A 23,866-nucleotide genomic window follows, 5' to 3' on the forward strand; every position below is an offset into this window, starting at 1 on the left:
GCCATCCTGGGCAGCGGTCCGTGTGCCTGACGTGTGCCGTCCGTGTAGGCGCGGACATCTCGGCCGTCCTCTCGGGCGCACAGCCGGCTCGGCGCCACGGACACCGGACGCGCACCTGGCCCACAGCGCCGGCACAGCCCCGTCGCGTCCACTGGGAGCATGAAGGCGCTCCTCGTCGACCTCGGTGAGCTGACGCACCCCAACCTGGCCACCGCCCTGCGGGCGCACGGCCACACCGTCGAGGTCGTCGGCTCGATCACCGAGGCCGTCTGGGTCTGCCACGAGACCCGGCCCGCCGTCACCCTCGCCTGCGTCGACTGCTCGGGCGCCGTCGAGAGCCGTCTCGCCGAGCGGCTGCGGGCCTCCGGGGCCTGGTCGCCGCTCATCGTCATCGCCCAGGAGTCGCGGACCGAGGACGTCGTGGCCTGCCTGGACGCCGGCGCCGACGACTACGTCACCCGGCCCGCCCGGCTGGTCGAGGTCTGCGCCCGGGTGCGCGCGCTCGGCCGCCGGGACCACGCCCCACGCGCCCCCGTCCTCGAGGCCGGCGACGTCCGCTGCGACCTGGCGACCGGTGAGGTCACCCGCTCCGGTCGGCCGGTGGACCTCTCCGCCCAGCAGCAGGCGGTGCTCGTCGAGCTGCTGCGACGGCCGGGTCACGTGCTCAGCCGGGCCGAGCTGCTGGACTCGGCCTGGGACCCGGCAACCGACCCGGGCTCGAACGTCGTCGACCAGGCCGTCGCCGCGCTGCGTCGTCGGATCGACACCCCCTACGGCCGCGACGACATCGAGACCGTGCGCGGCCGGGGCTACCGGTGGAAGGTGGGCTGAGCGCGCCCGTCACCCGGTGTGCGGTTCACTGGTGGGGTGAGCCACCCGACGCAGCCCGAGCCGCCGTCCGGCGCGGACCAGGCTCCGGCGCACCCCGGCGCGTCCCGCTCCCCGCACGGTCCTCGTCGCCGTCGCCGTCGGCTACGGCGCGGTGGCCGGGGCGGTGGCCGGGCTCACCTTCGTCCTCATGCGGTGGCTGGAGCACACGGTGTGGTCGGTCAGCGATGCCCGCTGGTACATCCCGGTGGCCATCCTCGTCGGTGGGCTGCTCATCACCGCGCTGCGGCGCCGGGCCGGGCGCTCCGACCTGGAGCAGCAGGTGCGCGAGGGTGCCGACCCGACGACGCTGCACCGGCGGCGCACCGCCTACCTCGGCGCCAGCGCCGCGATCGCGGTGGGCTTCGGCGGCGCGATCGGCCCCGAGGCCGGGCTCATCGCGGTGGTCTCCGAGCTGTCCGCGCTGGTCTCCCGTCGGGTCGCCCGGGACCACACCGAGGCGGTGGCCATCGGCGAGGCCGGCACCGCGGCGGCGCTCGGCGGTCTCTACGGCTCGCCGCCCGGCGCGGCCGCCTACGACGACTCGCTGCTCACCCCGCCGAAGGCGGTCAACCTGCTCGCCGCGATCGCCGGTCTCGGCGGCTTCCTGCTCGTGCGGAGCGTCAGGAGAGCCACGCGGGCCATTGACACCCGGGCCACTGACACGCGGGCCACTGACACGCGGGCCCGGCGAGACCGGGCCAGCAGCACGAGAGGGGCCCTGCGGCACGTGCCGCAGGGCCCCTCGCGTCGATCCGGTGACCGACCTGACGTCAGCGCACCACGTGTCAGCGCTTCACGTCGTAGCGGTCCAGGTCCATGACCTTCGTCCAGGCGGCGACGAAGTCGTGCACGAGCTTCTCCTCCGAGCCCGCCTGCGCGTAGACCTCGGCGACCGCCCGCAGCTCGGCGTTGCTGCTGAAGACGAGGTCGGCGCGGGTGCCGGTCCAGGACTGGCCGTCCGGGCCGGTGCCCTCGAAGCGCTCCGAGTCGTCGACCGCGGTCCACCGGGTGCGCATGTCGAGCAGCCCGGTGAAGAAGTCGTTGCTCAGCGTGCCGACGCGGTCGGTGAGGACTCCGTCGGTGGAGCCGCCGGCGTTCGCGCCGAGCGCCCGCAGGCCGCCGACGAGGACGGTCATCTCCGGCGCGGAGAGCCCGAGCAGGTTGGCCCGGTCGACGAGCAGGTACTCCGCCGGGAGCCGGGCGTCGCGCTCCTCGAAGTTCCGGAAGCCGTCGGCCTCCGGCTCGAGGTAGGCGAAGGACTCCACGTCGGTCTGCTCCTGGGTGGCGTCGCCGCGGCCCGGGGTGAAGGGCACCTCGACCGCGACACCGGCCGCCGTCGCCGCCTGCTCGACACCGAGGTTGCCGGCGAGCACGACGAGGTCGGCGAAGGAGAGGTTGGTCTCGCCCTGGATGCCCTCCAGCGCGGAGACCACCGTGGCCAGCTCGGCCGGGTCGTTGACCGTCCAGCTGCGCTGCGGCTCCAGCCGGATCCGACCGCCGTTGGCACCGCCGCGCATGTCGCTGGTGCGGTGGCTGGAGGCGGCCGCCCAGGCGGTCTTCACGAGCTGGGTGACGCTCAGCCCGAGGCCGGCGATCTTCTCCTTCGCCGCGGCGACGTCGGCCGCGGTGGTGCCGAGCTCGTTCGCCGGGATCGGGTCCTGCCAGAGCAGCTCCTCCTGCGGCACCTCCGGGCCGAGGTAGCGCTCGACCGGGCCCATGTCGCGGTGGGTGAGCTTGTACCAGGCCCGGGCGAAGGCGTCGGCGAACTGGTCCGGGTTCTCGTGGAAGCGGCGCGAGATCTTCTCGTACTCCGGGTCCATCCGCAGCGAGAGGTCGGTGACCAGCATCGTCGGCTTGCGCTTCACGCCGGCCTCGTGCGGGTCCGGGATGATGTCCTCGGCGTCCTTGGCGACGAACTGGTGCGCGCCGGCCGGGCTGGCCGACAGCTCCCACTCGTAGCCGAAGAGGATGTCGAAGAAGCGGTTGGTCCACCGGGTCGGCTGGTCGGTCCAGGTGACCTCGAGACCGCTGGTGATGGTGTCGTTGCCCTTGCCGGTGCCGTAGCTGTTCTTCCAGCCGAGGTCCTGCTGCTGCATCCCGGCGGCCTCCGGCTCCGGGCCGAGGTAGTCGTCGCCGTCGGCGGCACCGTGGGTCTTGCCGAAGGTGTGCCCGCCGGCGATGAGGGCAACGGTCTCCTCGTCGTTCATCGCCATCCGGCCGAAGGTCTCCCGGATGTCGCGGGCGGCCGCGACCGGGTCCGGCTCGCCCTCGGGGCCCTCGGGGTTGACGTAGATCAGACCCATCGTCGAGGCGGCCAGCGGCTTCTCCAGCTCGCGGTCGCCGGTGTAGCGGCGGTCGGTGCCCAGCCACTCGGTCTCGCTGCCCCAGTAGACGTCGTCGTCCGGCTCCCACTCGTCGACGCGGCCGCCGGCGAAGCCGAAGGTGGTGAAGCCCATCGTCTCCAGCGCCACGTTGCCGGTGAGGATCAGCAGGTCGGCCCAGGAGAGGGCGTTGCCGTGCTTCTGCTTGACCGGCCAGAGCAGGCGTCGGGCCTTGTCGAGGTTGACGTTGTCCGGCCAGCTGTTCAGCGGGGCGAAGCGCTGCTGACCGTGGCCACCGCCGCCGCGGCCGTCCTGGACGCGGTAGGTGCCGGCGCTGTGCCAGGCCATCCGGATCATCAGCGGGCCGTAGTGGCCGAAGTCGGCCGGCCACCAGTCCTGGGAGGTGGTCAGCACCTCGGCGATGTCCCGCTTCACGGCCGCGAGGTCGAGCCCCTCGAAGGCGGTGGCGTAGTCGAAGTCCGCGCCCAGCGGGTTGGACACCGGCTGGTTCTTGGCGAGGATCGTGAGGTTGAGCCGGCCGGGCCACCAGTCGCGGTTGGCGTCGCCCTGGGTGGGGTCGGTGGTCCCGTGCATCACCGGGCAGCCCCCTTCGACAGGGGCCGGGGAGTCCTGGTTCACCTCGGCGAGCGCGGCATGGGCGTCGTTGGTCATGCTCACGTGTCCTCTCGGGGTCAGGCGGTGGGCTCCGCCGACGGATCGCCGGCGGAGGGTTCATGGGTGCCGTCGGGCCGCGGGCCGCGGGCGGCGCAGTCCGGGCAGGTGCCCCAGTAGATGACCTCTGCCTCGTCGATGACGAAGCCGGAGTGGTCCGAGGCGGTCAGGCAGGGCGCGGAGCCGACCGCGCAGTCCACGTCGCCGACGGCGCCGCAGCTGCGGCAGACGACGTGGTGATGGTTGTCGCCGGCCCGCAGCTCGTAGCGGGCGAGCGACCCGGCGGGCTGGATGCGGCGCACCAGGCCGGCCCCGGTGAGCGCGGCCAGGCAGTCGTAGACGGCCTGGTGGGAGACGGTGGGCAGGTCCCGCCGGACCCGTTCGATGACGGTCGCGGTGTCCGCGTGCGGCGCCTGCGCGAGGGCACCGAGCACGGCGGCCCGGGGGCGGGTCGCCCGCAGCCCGGCTCCCTTGAGCAGGGCGCCGACGTCGGTGGTCATGGGGTTCAACGATCCGCCCTTTTTTGGATCGTGTCAAGATTAGGCGACCCTAACTGCCCTGCCAGGACGTCGGCGCAGCTGGCATGCACGGTGCGGCAGGGCCGGACCATGCGGAGGCCAACCGCGCTGCAGCCGACCGCGCTCGGCCGGTCACGCTCGGGCGTCCATCACCCGGGAGGCCCCCGCGCGGAGGATCTGCTCGTCGGCCGTCAGCAGCACCGCCCCCTCAGCCTCCGCCTGCGCCAGCAGCAGCCGGTCGAAGGGGTCACGATGCTCCAGGGGGCTGTCGCGGACGCCGAGGGCGTGCTCCGGGCTCACCGGCAGCAGCACCGGACCCGACCTCTCGATCGCGGGCAGCAGCGGAGCGGGGTCGGGGAACTTCCCGATCGAGTGCTTGATCGACAGCTCCCACAGGCTGGCGGCCGAGGCCAGCACGGCGGTCGCACCGTCGATGCCTCGCCGGGCACCGGACCCGAGCCGGGAGTCGTCGGTGAGGACCCAGAGCAGGACGTGGGTGTCCAGCAGGATGCGGGTCACCGCGACCCCAGCAGCCTGGACACCTCGTCGTCCGAGTCCCGCAGGTCGTCATCGTCGTAGTCCAGGTCGAGCTCGCCGTAGACGACGCTGCGCTCCTGGTGCGGCACGAGATCGGCGATGGGGACGCCCGCGCGCGCGATGGTGATGCGCTGGCCCGACCGGACCCGCTCCAGCAGCCGCGACAGGTGCGTCTTGGCCTCGTGGATGTTGACGACGGCATCGGCCTCCATGGACTTAGTCTAGTCGACCATTCTGATCCACGGGCACGTCTCGCCACGCGACTGCTGCTAGGCACGCGTGGTGTGGTCGCCGACCATGGTGTGCATGAGCTTCGACACCCCGCGAGGCGCGGCCTTCACCGCTGCGGAGCGAGGGCTGCCCCGACGCAGCCGCGCCGAGGTGGCCCAGTCCGACGGCCTGTGGCTCGCCGCAGAGAATCTCGTCCGGAAGGTCGCCGACGCCCTGCTCGACGACGACGTGGAGCGGGCACACCGCGTCGCCGGGCGCGCCGCCGCCCTGCCCTACGACGAGCACCAGGAGATGTGGCCCGGCGTCGCCGTGGCGGACCAGGAGATCTACAACACCCTGACTGACGCGGTCGAGATCTGGCCCGCGGACGACCACAGCTGGGTCGACGCCGTCTCCGCCGGCATGGCCGAGTCGCCGACCGCCGCGCAGCAGCTGAGTCATGTCGCGGCGATCCTGGCGCACACCGCGACCGACGTCGAGATCGCTCCCGCGGAGCAGGCGCGGCTCTCCCGGATCGCCGGCGCCCAGGACCCGATGAGGCCGCCGGCCGACGACATCCCCCGCCCGGAGCACACCGACGCCATCGTCGCGCTCGCCCAGGTCGAGCTCCGGCTGCGCCACCACCTCGACGAGGCGCTGACCGCTCTCGACGACCCCGAGAGCTGATCGCGAGCGCCCGCACCACCCGAGAGCTCACGTCCCGGAGCTGGCGCCCCCAGGCGCGGGGTTGGGCGGTCACCGCCCGCGCTGGTCTCAGGGGCAGCAGCGCGGGCGGGACCGGGGTTCGAGGGGAGGTCAGGCCGGCTCGAGCCGGGCCTTGATCTCGGGCTTGACGACCTTGCCGACCTTGCTGCGCGGCAGGTCGTCCCAGACGTGCACCTCCTTGGGTGCCTTGACGCTGCCGATCCGCTCCTTGACGAAGGCGATGAGCTCCTCCGGCTCCACCGACGCCCCGGCGTGCGGCTGCGCCACAGCGACCACCCGCTCGCCCCAGCGCTCGTCCGGCCGGCCGATGACCGCGCAGTCCTGCACCGCGTCGTGCGCCATGAGGGCCTGCTCGACCTCCGTGGAGTAGACGTTGAAGCCGCCGCTGATGATCATGTCCTTGGCCCGGTCGACGATGAAGAGGTAGCCCTCCTCGTCGAGGTAGCCGATGTCGCCGGTGTGGTGCCAGCCGTGCGCCGACGCCTCGGCGGTGGCCTCCGGGTCCTGGTAGTAGCCGGCCATGACCAGCGAGCCGCGCACGACGATCTCGCCGCGCTCGCCGCTGGGCAGCAGGCTGCCGTCCTCGGCCATGATCGCCACCGTGACCAGCGGCGCCGGCCGGCCGGCGGAGGCCAGCCGGCCCCGGGCGACGTTGCCGTCGGCGTCGAGGTGCTCGCTCGGCGGCAGCATCGAGATCATCATCGGCGCCTCGGTCTGCCCGAAGAGCTGGGCCATCACCGGGCCGATCCGCTCGATCGCCTCCTCCAGCCGGGCCACCGACATCGGGGCGGCGCCGTACCAGAAGCACTGCAGCGAGGACAGGTCCGTGCGCTCCAGCTCCTCGGCCTGCAGCAGCATGTAGATCAGCGTCGGCGGCATGAAGAGGTGGGTCACCCGGTGGGTGGCGATCCGGTGCAGCACGTCGTGCACGTCCGGGGCGCGCATGATGACGACCTCGCCCCCCTTCGCCAGCACCGGGAAGCACAGCACCCCCGCGGCGTGGGTCAGCGGGGCCACCGCGAGGTAGACCGGCCGGTGACCGAAGGGGTAGCCCATGAGGGTGAGCGCGGTCATCGCCTCGATGTTGCGCTCGAGCAGGACCACCCCCTTCGGCCGGCCGGTGGTGCCGCCGGTGCCGACGATGAGCGCCAGCTCGTCGTCGGCGTGCCGGTCGACCCGCAGGTCACCGCCCGCGGCCAGGAAGTCCGCCCAGGTCAGGTGCCCCTGCGCCGGGTCGCCATCGAGCCGCACGAAGGTGTGCACCCCCGGCAGGTCGGGGGTGATCTGCTCCACCAGCGGGGCGAAGGCCCCCTGGTAGATCACCACCTCGCAGTCGAAGCGGTCGAGCAGCTCGCGGTTCTCGGCGGCCTCGTTGCGGGGGTTGATCGGGCACCAGATCGCCCCGGCCCGGCTGATCCCGAAGACGCTGGCGAAGGCCACCGGGTCGTTCGCCGAGATGATCGCGACCTTGCTGCTCGTGCTCGCCCCGCGGGCCACCAGCGCGGCGGCGACCTGGTGCGAGAGCTGCTGCACCTGCGCATAGCTCAGGCTCTGGCCGTCGGTGGTCAGACAGGGGGCCTCCGGGCCGAGGGAGGCCCCCTTGTCCAGGTAGTCGACGAGGCGCACGGGGCTCAGCCCTGCACGGTCAGGACCGGCTCGGCGACGAGCCCGAAGGCCCGCAGCACACCGAGCAGCTCGCGGTGGCCGAAGGCCTGGCAGCCGCTGGCGAAGCCGACCCGCTTGGGCGGCTGCTGCAGCAGCGAGTACGCCGCGTAGGCCTGCATCAGCCCGGTCTGCTTGTAGTTGCTGTTGCCGTGGATGACGCAGTGCGCCCGGCCCAGCGGACCGGAGGCGTGCACCGAGTCCAGGGACTTGTTCAGCCGCGGGTTCTCCCGGGGCGGCATGACGTCCATGACCTGCCGGGCGGTCGCGGTGAGCGCGGCGTCCCGGTCCTCGGGGCTCATGTCCTTGGTCGCCTCGAGGGCGGCGGCGACGATCTGCGGGACGTTGTTCATCAGGGCCGCGTTGAAGACCCCGCCCTGCGCCTTGCAGCTGGCCACGCGGGGGTCGCGCTTGAACCACACCGGGTGGCTGGTGCCGCCCCACGGCAGCGAGAGCGCCAGCTCGTGCTGGCCCGGCACCACCAGCGGCACCAGCCCGGCACCGGCCTCGAAGGGGACGTAGGCGTTCTCCTGCAGGTAGTAGGCCGAGGAGGTGGCCGCGTTCACGAGGATGGTCCGGGTGGAGGCGATGGTCGGGCTGCCGCCCCAGAAGACCGCGATGTCCAGGGTGTCCAGGCCGGGGGTCTCCAGGCAGATCTGCGCGGCGATCTCGCCGACCGTGTACATGTGCGCGATGCCGGGCGAGAGCAGCAGCCCCTTGGCGGCGAAGTCGGCGCCGTACTCCTCGTCGCAGGTGATCAGCCAGTCCTGCTCGCCGGTGGTGTCGGTGTAGTGCGCGCCGGCGGCCAGGCACGCCTGGACCACCTCGGGACCGAGGTCGCTGAAGGGACCGACGGTGTTGAGCACCACCTCGACCCCGGTGAAGAGCTCGGTGAGCGCCTCCACGGTGTGCTCGACCGTGACGATCTCGTAGTCGGCGGTCTCGATGCCGGCGACGTTGGAGCGCATCGAGTCGGTGAGCTTCTCCTCGCTGCGCCCGGCCGCGATGAAGGGCACGTTGTACTCGCGCAGGTACTCGCAGACGAGCCGCCCGGTGTATCCCGAGGCCCCGTAGACGAGCACCTTCTTCTCGGTGCGCTGCTCCTGCTGCGTGCTGTCGGTCATGTCGCTCACATCCCCATCCCGCCGTCGACCGGGAGACCTGCTCCCGTGATGAACCGTGCTGCGTCCGAGGCGAGGAAGACCACGGCGTCGGCCATGTCCTCCACCTCGCCCAGACGTCCTGCGGGGGTCAGCTCGACGACCCCCGCCACCGCCTCCTCCGGAGAGGCGAAGAGACCGAGCTCGGCGACGTCGTTGGCCAGGCCCGCACCCATCGCCGTCGGCACGAGGCCGGGGTAGATGCAGTTGACCCGCACGCCGTAGCCGAGCTTGCCCGACTCCATCGCGGCGACCCGGGTGAGCCGGTCGACCGCCGACTTCGTCGCCGAGTAGACGGCGATGCCGGGGAAGGCGATGGTCGCCGCGACCGAGGCGACGTTGATGATCGTGCCGCCGGTGCCGGCGATGCCGTCCGGGCGCATCGTGCGCAGCCCGTGCTTGACGCCGAGCGTGGTGCCAAGCACGTTGACCGCGAGCTGGCGCTGCACGTCGGCCGGGTCGACGTCGACGACCAGGCTGGTGATCTCGATGCCGGCGTTGTTCACCAGCACGTCCAGGCCGCCGAGCATCTGGGTGGTCGCGACGACCGCGTTCTCCCAGCTCCCTTCGTCGGTGACGTCGAGGGCGACGAAGCCGTGGCCCTCGCCGAGGGCGTCGGCGGCGGCCTCGCCCGCCTCGATCTGCACGTCCCCGATGACCACCTGCGCCCCGGCGGCGGCGAGCGCGGCGGCCATGCCCTGGCCGAGGCCCTGCGCTCCTCCGGTGAGGAGGGCTCGGCGCCCGCTGAGGTCCAGTCCGGCCATGGCATCTCCTTCGACAGGGCCCTCGACGGTGAGGGCGGTGACCTGGATCACCAGGGTGGCGGTGAACTTGACGGTCGTCAAGACTTTTCTTTGACAGATGTCCAGACGAAGGGGTGCCGGGGAGCTCCACGAGCGGCGCTCGTGGAGCGCGGCCCCGACGGCAGGGCTACGCTGAGGCAGGTCAGGAGCGTGCGGGCTCCACGGAGGCGAGGAGAGAGACATGGCGATCGCGGCCGGGACGTCGACGCACCTCGAACCCGCCCAGGAGGCACCGGAGCAGGCCGAGCGGGGCAAGGCCGACCGTCGAAGGGACGAGCTCGCCGACTCGGCGCTGATCACCCTCGGCCAGCTCGGCTACGCCCGCACCAGCCTGCGCGAGATCGCCGCGAACTCGGAGTTCAGCCACGGGGTGGTGCACTACTACTTCCGGGACAAGACCGAGCTCATCACCTACTGCGTGCGGCGCTACAAGACCACCTGCTCCAAGCGCTACGACAGCGTCGTGGAGAGCGCCGGCACCGCCGACGAGCTGGCCGAGGGCTTCGTCGCCCGGATGACCGGCACGCTGCGCGAGGAGACGGCGATGCACCGGCTCTGGTACGACCTGCGCGGGCAGAGCATGTTCGAGCCGGGGCTGCGCGAGGACGTGCGGGCGATCGACGACCTGCTCGAGGCGATGACCTGGCGGGTGCTGGCCCGCTACGCCGAGCTCTCCGGGACCGCGGTGCTGGTCGACCCGCCGACCGCCTACGGCCTGCTGGACGGGCTCTTCGAGCAGGCGGTGGTGGCCGCCTCCGACGACGTCGAGAGCGCCGCCGGACGGCTGGCCGAGCGGGTCACCGCGGTGCTGCCGCGCGTCCTCGGCTGACCCGTCGGTCTCCGGTCGGATCGAGGTGATCCGCGCCGCTGACGAGGGCGTCGATCACCTCGACGCCAGCTGCTCGCGGTGGTGGTGGTAGGCCACCCCGACGAGGCCCAGCAGCACGAAGGGCGCCACGGCCAGCGCGCTGCCCGTCACCGCCCCGAGGGCGATCCCCAGGGCGCAGCTGCCGGCGAGGATCAGCCACCGGACGTCGTCGCCGCGGCGGTCCTGGGTGCGCTCGCGCCACGACATCGCCCCGCCGAGCAGCACGAAGGGCACCACCCACACCGCGCTGCCGAGCAGAGCGGCCGTCATCACGCCCAGCGCCAGCGAGATGGCCAGCCAGCCGAGCACACCGGGGTCGATGAGGTCGCGTCGTCGATCCATGCGACCAGTCTCGCGAGCGCGACCGGCGTGGTCATCCCCCGACCGAGGGATCTCTCGCTCCCCCTGCGGGTGGAGCGCCGTCCGGCGCGATGGAGGTGTCCGAGCCGGGTGGAGGTATCTCGACGCGCCCCAGCGCGTGCCATCACCTCCACCCAGCATCCAGGGCCGCGGCCGGGGGCGATGGGCTGGTCAGTCGAGCTCGCGCACCGCGCCGGCGTCGACGTGCCAGCGCCGGGTCAGCCGTACCCGCTGCAGCATCCGCCGGTCGTGGGTGACCAGCAGCAGCGTGCCGTCGTAGGCGTCGAGGGCCTGCTCGAGCTGCTCGATCGCCGGGAGGTCGAGGTGGTTGGTCGGCTCGTCGAGCACGAGCAGGTTGACCCCGCGCGCCTGCAGCAGGGCAAGCGCCGCCCGGGTGCGTTCGCCGGGCGAGAGCGAAGGGGTGGTGCGGGCGACGTGGTCGCCGACGAGCCCGAACTTCGCCAGCAGGGTGCGCACGTCGGCGTCCGGCCACTGCGGGAGCTCGTCGGCGAAGACCTCCGCGAGCGTGCCGTCACGCTCGAGCCGGGCGCGCGCCTGGTCGATCTGGCCGACCAGCACCCGGGAGCCGAGCGCGGAGCGGCCGGCATCGACCGGCGCCTCGCCGAGCAGGGCGGCCAGCAGGGTGGACTTGCCGGCGCCGTTGGGCCCGGTGATGCCGACCCGGTCGCCGAGGTCGAGCTGCAGGTCGACCGGCCCGAGGGTGAAGCCGCCACGGTGGACGACGGCACCGGCGAGGGTGGCGACGACCTCCCCGGAGCGCGGTGCGGCGGCGATGCTCAGCCGCAGCTGCCACTCCTTGCGCGGCTCGTCGACGACCTCGAGCCGTTCGATCATCCGGTCGGTCTGACGGGCCTTGGCCGCCTGCTTCTCGGAGGTGGCGACCGCGTGGTGCCGGATGAACTTGTCCTTCTCGACGTTGCGCGCCCCGCCGGCGCTGCGGCGGGCGGCCCGCACCCCCTTGTCCGCCCAGGCCCGCTGGGTGCGGGCCCGGTCGGTGAGCGCGTCCCGGGTGCCGGCGTACTCCTCGTACGCCTCACGGGCGTGCCGCCGGGCGACCTCGCGCTCCTCGAGGTAGGCGTCGTAGCCACCGCCGTAGGTCGCCACCCGCTGCAGGCTGCGGTCGATCTCGACGACGGTCGTCACGGTCGCGGACAGGAAGGCCCGGTCGTGGCTGACCAGCACCACCGGCTCGGCCCGCTCCCGGACGAAGGACTCGACGAGCTCCAGCCCGTCGGTGTCCAGGTCGTTGGTCGGCTCGTCGAGGAGGTAGACGTCGTAGCGGGAGAGCAGCAGGCCGGCGAGCCGGGCCCGGGCGGCCTGGCCCCCGGACAGCGAGGCGACCTCGCGATCGAGGTCGGCGGCCAGCCCGATCCGGGAGAGCACCTCGGCGGCGCGCTCGTCGAGATCGGGGCCGCCGAGGGCGAGCCAGTCCTCCAGCGCCTGCGCGTACCGGTCCGCCTGTCCGGCATCCTCCGGGTCCGCGGCCATCGCCTCGGCCGCGGCATCCATCGCGACCTGCGCGGGTCCGACGCCGGTAGCCCGGGCCAGCGCCTCGCCGACGGTCTCCCCCGGCGGCCCGTCCGCGGTCTGGGCGAGCAGGCCGATCCGGGCCTCCGGCGGGCTGGTCGCCACCTCGCCCTCGAGCGGCTCCAGCGCACCGGCGAGGACGTGCAGCAGGGTCGACTTGCCCGAGCCGTTCGGCCCGACCAGCCCGACCACCTCGCCGGGACCGACGACGAGGTCGAGCTCGTCCACGAGGGTGCGCGCGCCCCGGCCCACGGCCACGCCTCGGGCCTGGATCGTCGTGCTCACGGCCGCATCATCGCACCCGCCGGCGCGGCCGCCCAGCGGGTTTCCGACGGGCGCGGGGTGCTTCCGCTGCGCCCCGGGCGGGGGCACCCACCCGCGGCTAGGCTGCGGCGGTGCCCGAGGGATCCAGCGACACGTTGTGGAGCCTGATCGCCGCCGACAAGCGCTGCACCCAACGAGCGGTCGCGCTCGGGCTGTGGCAGCTCGTCGACGACGTGCTCGGCGACGGCGAGGTGGTCCACGCCCTGCTCTACCGCGTGACGAAGAACGACACCCGGCCGGTGCTGCTGGTGACCGACCAGCGCATCCTCGCCGCGCGTCGCCGCGCCTTCCGCGGGTGGCAGGTCGAGCACGAGGTGGCCTCGCGCGACGTCGTCGGGGCCACCTGGCGCGCTCGGGGGATCACCCTGCGGGTGGAGGTGCACGCCCGCGCCGGGCCCGGCTTCACGGTGAAGACCCGGGTGGAGCCGTGGGCGAAGGAGGTGGTCGCCCTCATCGACCACCTCGTCGCCGGCGGCGCACCTCCCCGGGCGGGCTGACCCCTTCGTCGTCGACGGACAGGTCAGCACCCGGTGGAGGTATCCGCACGCGCCCTGGCGCGCCGCATCACCTCCACAGGAGGCGGTCAGTCGACCTGGAGCTCGCCCATCCGCTCCCAGCCGTCGCCGTCCACCTGGCGGGAGACGATCTGCGGGGTGGCGGTGAGGTACTGCGGGAACTCCTGCTGCATCCGGGCGAAGTGGTCGGAGGTCACGTGCGCCTCGGCACCGTCGTCGTCGAAAGCCTCGACGACGACGTAGGTGTTGGGGTCCTCGACGCTGCGGGACCACTCGAACCACTTGTTGCCGGGCTCGGCGCGGGTGGCCTCGGTGAACTCCCGGCTGATCTGCGGCCAGTCGTCGGCGTGCTCGGGCTTGATGGGGAACTTCACGACGATGAGGATCATGACCCCACCCTGGCACCCCACGGCCGTCCGGTCACCCCCGCCGGCCCGCCCAGGCATGAGCGCGTCGGTGCGCGCGGCCCCTCAGTGCGGTCCGGCGCCCCCACCGTCGCCGCTCGGGCGGTCGCCTCCCGCAGCCGCACCGTCCCGGCGCGCCGCGGCCTGGCGCCCGGCCGACATCGCGATGGTGATCCCGATGCCCAGGCCGATCCAGGCGAAGCTGCCGAGCGCCACGGAGAGCGCGACCCCGATGGCGACGCCCACGCCGATGACGCTGCCGTCTGCGGTCCTCATGTCCTCGATGAACTGCTTCTTGCCCTCCAGCCTGCCGGTCGGGGCGTCGCAGCACCTCCCACCGGGGGACGAGATCTGGCCTCCCCGGGCGACGGAGAGACACCCGGCGGAGGTCCGGGAGTGGGGCCGGAAGGCGGGAGCGGCGCCGACCGCCCGCGCACCGATCATCCGAGGTCGCGTCGCATGACCAGCCGCGGCATCCGGCTGGCCACCGCGCCGGTCTCGCCGACCACCGCGAAGCCGGCCCGCTCGAACATCGCCCGGGTGCCGACGAAGGCCATCGTCGTGTCCATCCGACGCTCGCCCGGGTCCACCGGGTAGGCCTCCACCGCCGGCGCCCCGCGCCGGCGGGCGTAGGCCACGGCACCCTCGATGAGGTGACCGGTGACCCCCTTCCGGCGGTGCCCTCCGCGGACCACGAGGCAGATGATGCTCCACACGGCCACCTCGTCCACCGGGCGGATCAGCTCCGAGCGCACCAGCCGGGGGATGTCTGCCCGCGGCGAGAGGTGGCACCAGCCGACCGGTACGCCGTCCTCGTACGTGATGACCCCGGGGCGCCGACGTCGTGCGGCGAGGGCACGCATCGCCTCCTCGCGGGTGTCGCCGAGGGCCTCGATCTCGCGCTGGGCGAGCCGGTGGCTCAGGCACCAGCAGTGGTTCGCCCGTCGGTTGGGGTTGATGACGTCGGCCAGGTCGTCCATCCGGGCCGGCGTCAGCGGGTGGGTGGTGAAGCCCATGAGGTCCAGACAACCACGCGGGGCCGACAGCGCGCGGGGTTCACAGCCCGACCCGGCGGGCGGTCGCCCGGATCGAGTCGGCGCTGGCGCGCAGCCGGGCCCGCTCGTCGTCGGTGAAGGGCAGCCCGAGCCGCTGCCCGGCACCGTCGGCCCCGACCAGGGTGGGCACGGACAGGCAGACGTCGCTGATGCCGTGGTAGTCCGCCAGCCAGGTCGAGACCGGCAGCACCCGGTGCTCGTCCCGCAGCACGGCCTCGATGATCCGGGTCGCCGCCAGGCCGACGGCGTAGTTGGTGGCGCCCTTGCCGGAGATGATCCGGTAGGCCGCGGTGACCACCTGCTCGGCGATCTCCTCCCGCTCGGTCGGGCCGAGGCGTCCGGTCGCCCGCTCCCACTCCAGCAGGGGCACCCCACCGATGCTGGCCGCGCTCCACAGCGGGAACTCCGAGTCGCCGTGCTCGCCGACGATGCTCGCGTGCACGCTCTGCTCGGCCACGCCCACCCGGGCGGCGATCTCGTGGCGCAGCCGGGCCGAGTCGAGCACGGTCCCGGAGCCGATGACCCGCGCCGGCGGCAGCCCGGAGACGGTCAGCGCCGCCTGGGTGACGACGTCCACCGGGTTGGTCACCATGAGGTAGACCGCGTCCGGGGCGACCTCGAGGAGCTGGGGCAGCAGCGTGCGGACGAGACCGACCGTGCTCTCGGCGAGCTCCATCCGGCTCTGCCCGGGCCGCTGCTTGCCGCCGGCGGTGACGACGACCACCGACGCGCCGCGGCAGACCTCGATGTCGTCGCCGCCGACGATCTCGCCGCGAGGCACGAAGGAGAGGCCGTGGGAGAGGTCGGCGACCTCGGCCTCCACCTTCGCCCGGTCGATGTCGTAGAGGGCGACCCGGCGGGCCGAGCCGCGCACCAGGGCGGCGTAGGCGGTGGTGGCACCGACCGACCCGGCGCCGACGACGGCGACGGTGGGGGTGCGTGCGGGGGTGACGGACATGGCGGACCTCCTGCGTTCGGGGAGGGCGACGTGGCGGGTGCGGTGTCCCGGCCGGCACCCGCGTGCCCGCCCTCCATCCTGCCGTCGGCGCCCTCGGCCCGCTAGGTTCGAGCGTGTGATCACCTCCGTGCACACGCTCATCTACTCCGACGACGCCCCAGCCACCCGGGCGTTCTTCAAGGACGTCCTCGGGCTGCCCTGGGTCACCGACCTGTCCTCCTCGGCCGACCCGCAGGTCGCCGACGGCGACCCGACCGGCTGGCTGATCTTCGACACCGGACCCAGCGAGCTGGGGGTCCACCCCACCCAGGGCGAGCACGACGGGGTCGCCTTCACCGCGCCCCGGCACCACCAGGTGAGCCTCATGGTCGCCGACGTCGCCGCGGCCGTCGCCGAGCTGGTTGCGAAGGGGGTCGAGGTCGACGAGCCGGCCGAGCTCGGCTTCGGCACCGGGGTGGAGGTGGACGTGCCCGGCACCGATCCGGTGCTGATCTACCAGCCCCGGCACGCCACCGCGGTCCGCCGCTGATCCGGAGCGCCGTCCGGCCCCTGAGCACCACCGATCCGGAGCACCGCTGAACCCGCCCCCTCCTTCGGGCTTGACCCTCACCTGGCGTGAGGCACCAGCGTGGTCGCCATGACCACCGAGCGAGCGCGATCAGCGGGCCGTGCGCACACTGATGTCATGGAGCATCCGCTGACCGTGGGGCAGGTCGCCGAGACCTTCGGCGTGACGGTGCGCACGCTGCACCACTACGACGAGGTCGGCCTGCTCAGCCCGTCGGAGCGCAGCGGCGCCGGCTACCGGCTCTACACCGGGGCGGACCTGGAGCGGCTGAGCACGATCGTCGTCTACCGGCGGCTGGGCTTCTCGCTGGAGGAGGTGGGCGCCATGCTGCGGGCCGACGGCCCGGAGCGGCTGGCCCACCTGCGCCGGCAGCGCGAGGTGGTCAGGGCGAGGGCGGCGGAGATGACCGCTCTCGTGGACGCCATCGAGCACGCACTGGAGGCAGAGATGACCCAGCGACCGGCCACCACCGAGGACCTCAAGGACCTCTTCGGCGACGGCTACCAGGAGGAGTACCAGGACGAGGCGGAGCGGCGCTGGGGCGACACCGAGCAGTGGCGCCAGTCGCAGCAGCGCACCGCCTCGTGGACCCCGGCGCAGTGGGCGACGGTGAAGGCGGAGACCGAGGCCTTCGAGGCCGACCTCGGCGCGACCGTGCGCGCGGGCACCGACCCGGCCGGCGAGCCGGGCGCGGTGCTGGCCGAGCGGCACCGGGCGAGCATCGAGCGCTACTACGACTGCGACCACGCCTTCCAGCTGTGCCTGGCGCAGCTGTACCTCGACGACGAGCGCTTCCGGGAGCACTACGACGCGCTCGCCCCGGGGACGGCGCAGTGGCTGCACGACGCGATCGTCGCCAACGCCGCGCAGCACGGGGCGCACCCGAGCACCGACTGAGCCGCTCGCAGAACGAGCCCGGGACGCATGACGCGTCCCGGGCTCGACCTGTCGGTGGCCGGGTCAGCCGGCGTAGATCGCCTCGATCGCCGCGGCGCGGGTGCGCTCGATGACGTGACGGCGCAGCTTGAGGGTGGCGGTCAGCTCCTCGCCGGCCTCGGTGAAGTCGTCGGCGAGCAGGGTGACGACCTTGATCCCCTCGGCCCGGGAGACGGTCTCGTTCGCCTGGTCCACGGCCCGCTGGATCTCGGCGCGCAGCGCCTCGTCGTCGACGAGCTCGGCCAGCGGCACCTCGCCCCGGCCCTGCTGACGCGCCCAGTCGAGCGTGGCCGCCTCGTCCAGGGTGATCAGCGCTCCGACGAAGCGCCGCCCCTCGCCGACGACCATCGCGTTGGCGACCAGCGGGTGGCTGCGCAGCACGTCCTCCAACGGACCGGGCGCGACGTTCTTGCCACCGGCGGTGACCAGCACCTCCTTCGCCCGTCCGACGATGCTCAGGTAGCCGTCGTCGTCCAGCCGGCCGAGGTCGCCGGTGCGGTACCAGCCGTCGTCGAAGGCGGCCTCGGTGGCCACCTGGTCGCGCCAGTAGGAGTCCATGACGATGGCTCCGCGCAGCTGGATCTCGCCGTCGTCGGCGACCCGCACCCGGTTGCCGGCCAGGGTCACCCCGACGGTGCCGATCCGGTGGCAACCGGGGCCGTTGACGGTGATCGCCGCGCACGTCTCGGTGAGGCCGTAGCCCTCGTAGACGGGCACGCCGACCCCGCGGAAGAAGTGGTTGAGCTCGGCCGGGAGCGCCCCGCCGCCGCTGATCGCGAAGAGGCACTCGCCGCCGAGCGCCTCGCGGACCTTGGCGAAGAGCAGCCGGTCGAGCAGCGCGTGCTCGGCCCGCAGCACCGGGCCGGGCCGGCGCGCGTCGCCGAGCCCGTCGCCGCCCTGGGCGCGGCTCCAGGCGATCGCCGCCTTCTCCCCGCGGGCGAAGAGAGCGCGGCCGGGGGCGCCGCTCTCGGCGGCCGAGGCCCGGACCCCGTCGTGCAGCTTCTCGAAGACGCGCGGCACGCCGAGCACGATGTGCGGGGCGAAGCTGCCGAGCCGGTCGACGAGGGTGCTCGTGTCGGCCCAGAAGCCGACCGTGGCACCGGCCTGCGACGCGGCGTAGGTGACCGCTCGGGCCAGGACGTGCGCCATCGGCAGAAACATCAGCACCCGGCGGCCGGGGGGCTTGGCCTGCTGGCCGATCGGGTGCTCGAGGATCCCGGCGACCTCGGCGGCGAGGTGGCGGTGGGTGAGCACGACCCCCTTCGGCCGTCCGGTGGTGCCGGAGGTGTAGACGATGCTGGCCAGGGTGTCGGTGTCCACCCCGTCGCGGCGGGCGAAGAGGTCCCGGTCGGGCACGTCGGCGCCGCGTCGGGTGAGCTCGGCGAGCGCGCCGTCGTCGAGGACGAGCACCTCGACGTCGATCCCGGCCAGGGCGTCGGCCTGCGCCTGATGCTCGACGACCAGCAGCTTGGCCACCGAGTTGCTGACGATCCACTCGACCTGGCTCGTCGAGGAGCTCGGGTAGACCGGCACGGTGGCGGCGCCGGCGTTCCAGATGGCCTCGTCCAGCAGCATCCACTCGTAGCGGGTGTCGCTCATCAGGGCGACCCGGTCGCCGGGCTTGATCCCCGAGGCGATGAGACCGCGGGTGGCCGCGGCCATCCCGGTCAGGTGCTCGCGGTCGGAGATCGCCCGCCACCCCTCGCCGTCCGGCCGGCTGAAGGCGTGGTGGTGCGGCGACTCGACCGCCCGCTTCCACGGCCGCAGGTGCAGCAGGTCGTCGGTGGCGATCTCGAGCGTCTCCCCGGTAGCGACGATCTGGGTCACGATGCTCTCCTCGGGCCGAAGGCCCTTGTCTACGAACGGATCTACTTCCGTAGAAACGATTCTCTCACGCCCTGCACCCGATCGTCACATCTGCGGCATGCTGGGAGCGTGCCCCACGCCGAGACCGAGCAGACCGACGACCGCCGCCCCGACGCCGCCCACGGCTCCGCCATGGCCTCGCCGTGGCCGCTGCGCACCGAGCGGCTGACCCTGCGACCGCACCGGGCCGAGGACATCGACGCGGTGCTCGCCTACCGCGCGGACCCCGAGGTGGCCCGCTACCTGCTCGTGCCGCCGGCCACGCGGGCGGACGTCGAGGAGCGGGTGGCCCAGAAGCGGTCCGCCACCGGCGTCCGGGACCCGGCGCGCGAGCTCGCGCTGGTCGTCGAGCACGAGGGGCGGGTCGTCGGGGACGTCGACCTGTGGCTCACCGACGCACGGGGCGCCAGCGCGGAGATCGGCTGGGCCTTCCACCCGGAGGTCGCCGGTCGCGGCTTCGCCACCGAGGCGTGCGCGGCGGTGCTGCGGCACGCCTTCGACCACGACGGGCTGCACCGGGTGGTCGCCCAGATGAACGCCCGCAACGCCGCCTCCGCAGCCCTGGCCGAGCGGATCGGGATGCGCCGGGAGGCCCTCCACCTGCAGGACTGGTGGAGCAAGGGCGCCTGGAGCGACACCTTCGTCTACGCGGCGCTGGCCACCGACGCGCCGCGCGACCACGGCGACGCCGTGGTGGTCAGCGCGGTGCTGCTGCCGGACGCCGACGGGCGGGTGCTGACCGTGCGCAAGCGGGGCACCACCACCTTCATGCAGCCGGGCGGCAAGCCGGACCCCGGTGAGTCGCCGGAGGCGTGCGCGCTGCGCGAGGTGGCCGAGGAGCTGGGGCTCGACCTGGCGCCCGAGCGGCTGGAGCTGACCGGGGTGCACCGCACCCGCGCGGCCAACGAGCCCGGTCGGCCGCTGCTGGCCACCTGCTACACCCACCCGCACCTCGCCGGTGCCGCGGAGCCTGAGGTCGTCCCCAGCGCCGAGATCGAGGAGGTGCGCTGGCTCGACCCCCGCGACCCGCTGCCCCCCGACCTCGCCCCCCTTCTCCTCCGGGTCCTCGCCGACTGAACCTCACCCGCCTCCCCTTTATCGGGTAACCCGATAAAGGCTCGGTCGCCGGAGAAGGCTTGTCCCGGAAGGGAGAGGTTCTCGACCGGCGTGGCGGTGCGAGGGCGAAGGGGGCGCCGCTGCGGAGCTGCGCGGCCCGCTGGCGCCGGGTGGAGGTGATGGGCTGCGCCAGGACGCGCCGAGACACCTCCACCGACAGAGCGGGCAGCCGGGTGGAGGTGACCGCACGCGCCCGAGCGCGTCGAGACACCTCCACCGAAGGGGGACAGCGCCGGGAGCGACGCGCGACCCGGCTCCGTCTTCGCCGTCAGCGCACGTCGACGACCGTCCCGGACCGGGGAAGCTCGACCTGCTCGCCCCGCCGGAAGGTCAGCGGCACCCCCGTCGCCTGGTCCCAGCGGGTCGAGTCGCTGACCTGGACGTGCACGTGCGGCTCGGTGCTGTTGCCCGAGCTGCCGCACGCGGCCACCTCCTGCCCGACCTCGACCTGCTCGCCGACAGACACCCGCAGCGACCCTCGCCGCAGGTGAGCGAGCAGCACCACCGGACCCGGCTCGCCCAGCGCGACGACGAGGTGGTTGCCGGCCAGACCCGCCGCCCCCTGCGCCAGCCGCCGACGCTGGGTCAGGGCGTAGCCGAGCAGGGCGACCGGAGCGCGGCGCGCCTCGTGGTCCGGCTCGCCGTCGTGCGCGGCCACCACCCGACCCGTGACTGGCGAGAGCAGCGGCCGCCCGAACCCGACGAAGTCCTCCGGCGGCTCGCTCGCCACCCACGAGCGCCAGGTCCGTGGCGCGGAGCGACCCGCGCCGTCCACCGGGACGAAGTCGATCGCGTGGCTCGACCCCATGAGCGAGGTCCCGTGGCTGGGCACCCGGTCCGCCGGACTCATCTGCACCGCCCACCTGCCGACGAAGGGGTAGGCCAGCACGACGGGAGTCTCCGGGAGCGCCACGGCACCAGACGCTAGCGGGATCGGCCCAACCCCGGCGGAGATCGCGGCCCCGCAGCGGTCGCACAGATGCCCTCGGGGGTCTAGCGTCGAGACCCCGAGCCTGGAGGCCGCCATGCCGCTCCGCCCCGTCCGCGCCACCCTCGCCGCCGCCCTGACCGTCCCCGCCCTCGCCGTGGCGCTCGCCCTGCCCGCCGGCGCCGACCGCACCGACGCCGACCGCACCAGCGCCGACCGCACCGACGCCGACCGCACCGCAGGCACCAGCACCCCCGCCTCGCCCGCCGGGCAGGACGCTGCCGGCACCTCGTCCGTTCCCGCCTCCGCCGCCCCCGTGGGTCCGAGCGCCACCACCGACGCACCGGCCGACTTCGTCAACCTGCACGAGGCGGTGCCGACCATCCACCACGACATCCGCTACTGGACCCGGCACAACTTCATCGGCCGCCGGATCGCCGGCTACGAGGAGCCGCGCTGCCTGCTCACCGAGGCCGCCGCGGACCGGCTCGCCCGGGTGCAGGCCGACGTGCGCTCGCAGGGCTTCACCCTCAAGGTCTACGACTGCTACCGCCCGCAGCGTGCGGTGAACGACTTCGTCTCCTGGTCCGGCACCCGGTACCAGATGATGAAGGAGGAGTTCTTCCCCCGGGTCGCCAAGTCCCGCCTCTTCAGCGACGGCTACATCGCCCGCCGCTCCGGGCACAGCCGCGGCAGCACCATCGACCTCACCCTGGTGAAGCTGCCCGCCGCCGACCAGCCTGCCTGGCGGCCTAGCCAGGGCCTGCAGCGCTGCTACTGGCCGAAGTGGACGCGCTATCCGGACAACTCCATCGACATGGGCGCCGGATACGACTGCTTCGACACCCGCTCGCACACCGACAGCCCGGCGATCACCGCCGACCAGCGCCGCAAGCGGAACATCCTGCGCACCGCCATGGAGAGCCAGGGCTTCTCCAACTACGCCAACGAGTGGTGGCACTACAGCCTCGACGACGAGCCCTACCCGAGCACCTACTTCGACTTCCCGGTGGCGGCCTCCTCGGTGGACTAGACGCACAACCGAGCCGCACGTGCACGGCTGACTGCCCGTTGGTTCGCCGCTCAGGACGCGAGTGCGTTCATTCTTCGCGAGTGTTCACGTAACATGAACATCATGGATCTGGCGAGATCTCCACTCCTGGCGGCCGCTGATACGGCCCTTCGCCACATGGGGGCCGAGGTGATCTGGCATGCCGCGGATCCGACCGGATCTGCGGGACACGACGCCGTTATCGAGATCCGCTTCCACGGCTCCACCGCGTCCTTCCCGGTCGAGGTGAAGCCCCAGCTCCGGCCCGCGACCGTCCAGATGCACGCCCGCAGCTGGCCCGAGGGAGCGCTGATCGTCACCCAACGGGTGACACCTCAGGTTGCCGAGCTGCTGCGTGGGGTGGGAGTGAACTACATCGATGCCAGCGGCAACGCATCGATCCGCGCAGAGGGGCTTCACGTCGAGATCGCCGGACGCCCTCCCCGCGAGCGCCGGGACGGACGACGGTCCCCTCTCTACTCGGGTGCTGCCATGCCCGTCCTCCTGACGTTGCTGTGCGTCCCCGAGCTTGTCGAGCGACCGCTGCGTGAGCTGCAGCAGGTCGCGGGCGTGTCCCTGGGGACGGTGCAGAAGGTCCGGGCCAGACTCGGGGAGCAAGACATCACCGACCCTCCGCACGCCGGCAATCGTGACGCGTGGCGTCGACTGCTCGAGGGGTGGGTCACGGCGTACTCCGACGGACCACGAAGAGACAGGGTGGTGTGCCGCGCGACGAGCCGGATGCGACCAGGTGAGGCCATGAGCTCGTTGCCGCCGGGAGGCCACACCTTCAGCGGCGAAGCAGCAGCCGACTTGGAGGGGCTGGACATCTCCCCCGCGACACTCGATCTCTACCTGCGCAGCGACGTCGCCGAGATCCTGCAGCCGCTTCGTGCGCGCCGGGACGACACCGGCTGGATCACGATCCGCGAGCCCATCTGGACCGATGAGCTCGATCAGATGCTCCGACAGACGGGTCGCACGGCGAACCTCGCCCCGGGGCCGGTCGTCTATGCAGACCTGGTGATGATCCATGATCCGCGCACGGCCGCACTCGCTACGCAGTGGCAGCACCATGACCCGTCGCTTCGACCTCTCTTCGCCTGAGCGTCAGGGTCGGCACGATGTGCCGATCGAGGTGCTCGAGCGGCTGGACCGTGAGGCACAGGCGGCCGGGATCACGCTCCTGGTCATCGGGGCCGCCGCCCGGGACCTGGTCATCCATGCACTGCTCGATCAACCGCCGCACCGCGCGACCAGAGACGTCGACATCGCGGTAGCCACCAACAGTCTCGAGGATCACCGGGTGTTCCTCAGCTCTCTCTCGACGGCAGCCAGCTCCGCGCACCGGGTCACGGTGTTCGGAGTCACGGTCGACGTCGTCCCTTTCGGCGCGATCGAGCAGTCGGGTCAGGTGAGGTTCGAGGACGATCACCTGCTCGACGTGACCGGCCTCCAGGAGGCTGACGCGCACGCGGACCATGTCGTGGTCGAACCCGGCCTCGAGGTGAGGGTCGCTCCCCTCGAGGCCCTCGCCACACTCAAGCTGCTGGCCTGGCGGGACCGCCGAGCAGACAGCACCAAGGACGCCATCGACCTTCGGGCGATCCTCGATGCAGGCAGCGAGGGTCCGTACGAGGATCTCAGCTGGGCTGACCAGCACGCCTTGGACGCGACCGACAGCGACATCATCTTGGCGGGTGCATACCGGATCGGCCGGGTGAGCAGAGCGATGTTCACGCCGCCTCGCGCGGAACCCGTCCGGTCGGTGCTGCTCGACGACGACCTCATGATCAGGCTGCGCCGTGACATGGGCGGACAGGCCCTGGCCTACGACCTGCTCTCGGCCTATCGCGCTGGTTTCCTCGGCGATCCGATCAGGTGACCGCG

The 23,866-nt window shown here is 73.0% G+C and carries 26 protein-coding genes; 11 read left to right on the top strand and 15 right to left on the bottom strand.

What is annotated here, in order from left to right; all coding sequences use genetic code 11:
* Nucleotides 1-159 precede the first annotated feature (159 nt).
* On the top strand, nt 160-831 hold the full coding sequence (locus tag BJY28_RS04335) for a response regulator transcription factor (RefSeq protein ID WP_179461914.1): 672 nt from the start codon (nt 160-162) through the stop codon (nt 829-831).
* A 151-nt stretch (nt 832-982) separates the two neighbouring features.
* Nucleotides 983-1,690: a voltage-gated chloride channel family protein gene (locus BJY28_RS04340; RefSeq protein WP_179461915.1), complete on the top strand. Its 708-nt coding sequence runs from the start codon at nt 983-985 to the stop codon at nt 1,688-1,690.
* Here BJY28_RS04340 and katG read toward each other — a convergent pair.
* From katG to BJY28_RS04360, 4 genes are all read right to left on the bottom strand, one after another.
* Nucleotides 1,656-3,863, bottom strand: coding sequence for a catalase/peroxidase HPI (katG, locus tag BJY28_RS04345; RefSeq protein ID WP_179461916.1), 2,208 nt, complete (start codon nt 3,861-3,863; stop codon nt 1,656-1,658). The genes BJY28_RS04340 and katG overlap by 35 nt on opposite strands.
* Nucleotides 3,864-3,883: 20 nt before the next feature.
* Entirely contained in the window at nt 3,884-4,363 is a 480-nt protein-coding gene (locus BJY28_RS04350) for a Fur family transcriptional regulator (RefSeq protein WP_179461917.1), read from the bottom strand.
* A 150-nt stretch (nt 4,364-4,513) separates the two neighbouring features.
* A complete protein-coding gene (locus BJY28_RS04355; protein WP_179461918.1) occupies nt 4,514-4,900 on the bottom strand; it encodes a PIN domain-containing protein in 387 nt (128 codons plus the stop codon).
* On the bottom strand, nt 4,897-5,130 hold the full coding sequence (locus BJY28_RS04360; protein WP_179461919.1) for a type II toxin-antitoxin system Phd/YefM family antitoxin: 234 nt from the start codon (nt 5,128-5,130) through the stop codon (nt 4,897-4,899). Before BJY28_RS04360 ends, BJY28_RS04355 begins: the two co-directional genes overlap by 4 nt.
* A gap of 94 nt (nt 5,131-5,224) precedes the next feature.
* Here BJY28_RS04360 and BJY28_RS04365 point away from each other — a divergent pair, with 94 nt between their 5' ends.
* Nucleotides 5,225-5,815 (top strand): hypothetical protein, encoded by a 591-nt coding sequence (locus tag BJY28_RS04365; protein WP_179461920.1) that lies wholly within the window; start codon nt 5,225-5,227, stop codon nt 5,813-5,815.
* 129 nt (nt 5,816-5,944) lie between these two features.
* Here BJY28_RS04365 and BJY28_RS04370 read toward each other — a convergent pair whose 3' ends face one another.
* The 3 genes from BJY28_RS04370 to BJY28_RS04380 are packed head-to-tail and all read right to left on the bottom strand — an operon-like array spanning nt 5,945 to nt 9,521.
* On the bottom strand, nt 5,945-7,480 hold the full coding sequence (locus BJY28_RS04370; protein WP_179461921.1) for an AMP-binding protein: 1,536 nt from the start codon (nt 7,478-7,480) through the stop codon (nt 5,945-5,947).
* Nucleotides 7,481-7,485: 5 nt separating this feature from the next.
* Nucleotides 7,486-8,640: a DUF5938 domain-containing protein gene (locus BJY28_RS04375; RefSeq protein WP_179461922.1), complete on the bottom strand. Its 1,155-nt coding sequence runs from the start codon at nt 8,638-8,640 to the stop codon at nt 7,486-7,488.
* Between the two features lie 5 nt (nt 8,641-8,645).
* On the bottom strand, nt 8,646-9,521 hold the full coding sequence (locus BJY28_RS04380) for an SDR family NAD(P)-dependent oxidoreductase (RefSeq protein WP_246313342.1): 876 nt from the start codon (nt 9,519-9,521) through the stop codon (nt 8,646-8,648).
* 139 nt (nt 9,522-9,660) lie between these two features.
* On the opposite strand from BJY28_RS04380, the gene BJY28_RS04385 reads away from it, so the two are divergent.
* On the top strand, nt 9,661-10,308 hold the full coding sequence (locus tag BJY28_RS04385) for a TetR/AcrR family transcriptional regulator (protein ID WP_179461923.1): 648 nt from the start codon (nt 9,661-9,663) through the stop codon (nt 10,306-10,308).
* A gap of 54 nt (nt 10,309-10,362) precedes the next feature.
* Here the strand turns inward: BJY28_RS04385 and BJY28_RS04390 are convergent, their stop codons facing one another.
* Nucleotides 10,363-10,689 carry a hypothetical protein gene (locus BJY28_RS04390; RefSeq protein WP_179461924.1) on the bottom strand — a complete coding sequence of 109 codons (327 nt, stop codon included), beginning with the start codon at nt 10,687-10,689 and terminating at the stop codon, nt 10,363-10,365.
* 189 nt (nt 10,690-10,878) lie between these two features.
* Nucleotides 10,879-12,540, bottom strand: coding sequence for an ATP-binding cassette domain-containing protein (locus BJY28_RS04395; protein ID WP_179461925.1), 1,662 nt, complete (start codon nt 12,538-12,540; stop codon nt 10,879-10,881).
* Nucleotides 12,541-12,650: 110 nt separating this feature from the next.
* Between BJY28_RS04395 and BJY28_RS04400 the strand changes: the two genes are divergently transcribed.
* Complete coding sequence (locus tag BJY28_RS04400) at nt 12,651-13,076, top strand: PH domain-containing protein (protein ID WP_179461926.1); 426 nt, start codon at nt 12,651-12,653, stop codon at nt 13,074-13,076.
* Nucleotides 13,077-13,162: 86 nt separating this feature from the next.
* Here BJY28_RS04400 and BJY28_RS04405 read toward each other — a convergent pair whose 3' ends face one another.
* The 4 genes from BJY28_RS04405 to BJY28_RS04420 form a co-directional block, all read right to left on the bottom strand.
* Nucleotides 13,163-13,483: a putative quinol monooxygenase gene (locus BJY28_RS04405; RefSeq protein WP_179461927.1), complete on the bottom strand. Its 321-nt coding sequence runs from the start codon at nt 13,481-13,483 to the stop codon at nt 13,163-13,165.
* Nucleotides 13,484-13,564: 81 nt separating this feature from the next.
* The gene (locus BJY28_RS04410; RefSeq protein ID WP_179461928.1) at nt 13,565-13,774 is read right to left on the bottom strand and encodes a hypothetical protein; all 210 of its coding nucleotides are present in this window, start codon (nt 13,772-13,774) and stop codon (nt 13,565-13,567) included.
* Nucleotides 13,775-13,938: 164 nt separating this feature from the next.
* Nucleotides 13,939-14,514, bottom strand: a complete 576-nt coding sequence (locus tag BJY28_RS04415) for a GNAT family N-acetyltransferase (RefSeq protein ID WP_179461929.1) — start codon at nt 14,512-14,514, stop codon at nt 13,939-13,941.
* 40 nt (nt 14,515-14,554) lie between these two features.
* Nucleotides 14,555-15,511, bottom strand: a complete 957-nt coding sequence (locus tag BJY28_RS04420) for an L-lactate dehydrogenase (RefSeq protein ID WP_179461930.1) — start codon at nt 15,509-15,511, stop codon at nt 14,555-14,557.
* 115 nt (nt 15,512-15,626) lie between these two features.
* Between BJY28_RS04420 and BJY28_RS04425 the strand changes: the two genes are divergently transcribed.
* Entirely contained in the window at nt 15,627-16,040 is a 414-nt protein-coding gene (locus BJY28_RS04425) for a VOC family protein (RefSeq protein WP_179461931.1), read from the top strand.
* 156 nt (nt 16,041-16,196) lie between these two features.
* Entirely contained in the window at nt 16,197-16,976 is a 780-nt protein-coding gene (locus tag BJY28_RS04430) for a MerR family transcriptional regulator (RefSeq protein WP_179461932.1), read from the top strand.
* A gap of 63 nt (nt 16,977-17,039) precedes the next feature.
* Here BJY28_RS04430 and BJY28_RS04435 read toward each other — a convergent pair whose 3' ends face one another.
* The gene (locus tag BJY28_RS04435; protein ID WP_179461933.1) at nt 17,040-18,842 is read right to left on the bottom strand and encodes an AMP-binding protein; all 1,803 of its coding nucleotides are present in this window, start codon (nt 18,840-18,842) and stop codon (nt 17,040-17,042) included.
* A 108-nt stretch (nt 18,843-18,950) separates the two neighbouring features.
* Here BJY28_RS04435 and BJY28_RS16745 point away from each other — a divergent pair, with 108 nt between their 5' ends.
* Complete coding sequence (locus BJY28_RS16745) at nt 18,951-19,958, top strand: GNAT family N-acetyltransferase (RefSeq protein WP_179461934.1); 1,008 nt, start codon at nt 18,951-18,953, stop codon at nt 19,956-19,958.
* 307 nt (nt 19,959-20,265) lie between these two features.
* Here the strand turns inward: BJY28_RS16745 and BJY28_RS04445 are convergent, their stop codons facing one another.
* Nucleotides 20,266-20,910 carry a M23 family metallopeptidase gene (locus BJY28_RS04445; RefSeq protein ID WP_343036957.1) on the bottom strand — a complete coding sequence of 215 codons (645 nt, stop codon included), beginning with the start codon at nt 20,908-20,910 and terminating at the stop codon, nt 20,266-20,268.
* 112 nt (nt 20,911-21,022) lie between these two features.
* On the opposite strand from BJY28_RS04445, the gene BJY28_RS04450 reads away from it, so the two are divergent.
* From BJY28_RS04450 to BJY28_RS04460, 3 genes are all read left to right on the top strand, one after another.
* Nucleotides 21,023-21,958, top strand: coding sequence for a M15 family metallopeptidase (locus BJY28_RS04450; protein ID WP_179461936.1), 936 nt, complete (start codon nt 21,023-21,025; stop codon nt 21,956-21,958).
* A gap of 93 nt (nt 21,959-22,051) precedes the next feature.
* A complete protein-coding gene (locus tag BJY28_RS04455; RefSeq protein ID WP_179461937.1) occupies nt 22,052-23,083 on the top strand; it encodes a type IV toxin-antitoxin system AbiEi family antitoxin in 1,032 nt (343 codons plus the stop codon).
* Nucleotides 23,052-23,861 (top strand): nucleotidyl transferase AbiEii/AbiGii toxin family protein, encoded by an 810-nt coding sequence (locus BJY28_RS04460; RefSeq protein WP_179461938.1) that lies wholly within the window; start codon nt 23,052-23,054, stop codon nt 23,859-23,861. The genes BJY28_RS04455 and BJY28_RS04460 overlap by 32 nt, the downstream gene beginning before the upstream one ends.
* Nucleotides 23,862-23,866 lie beyond the last annotated feature (5 nt).

The organism is Janibacter alkaliphilus (assembly GCF_013408565.1).
Lineage (GTDB): Bacteria > Actinomycetota > Actinomycetes > Actinomycetales > Dermatophilaceae > Janibacter > Janibacter alkaliphilus.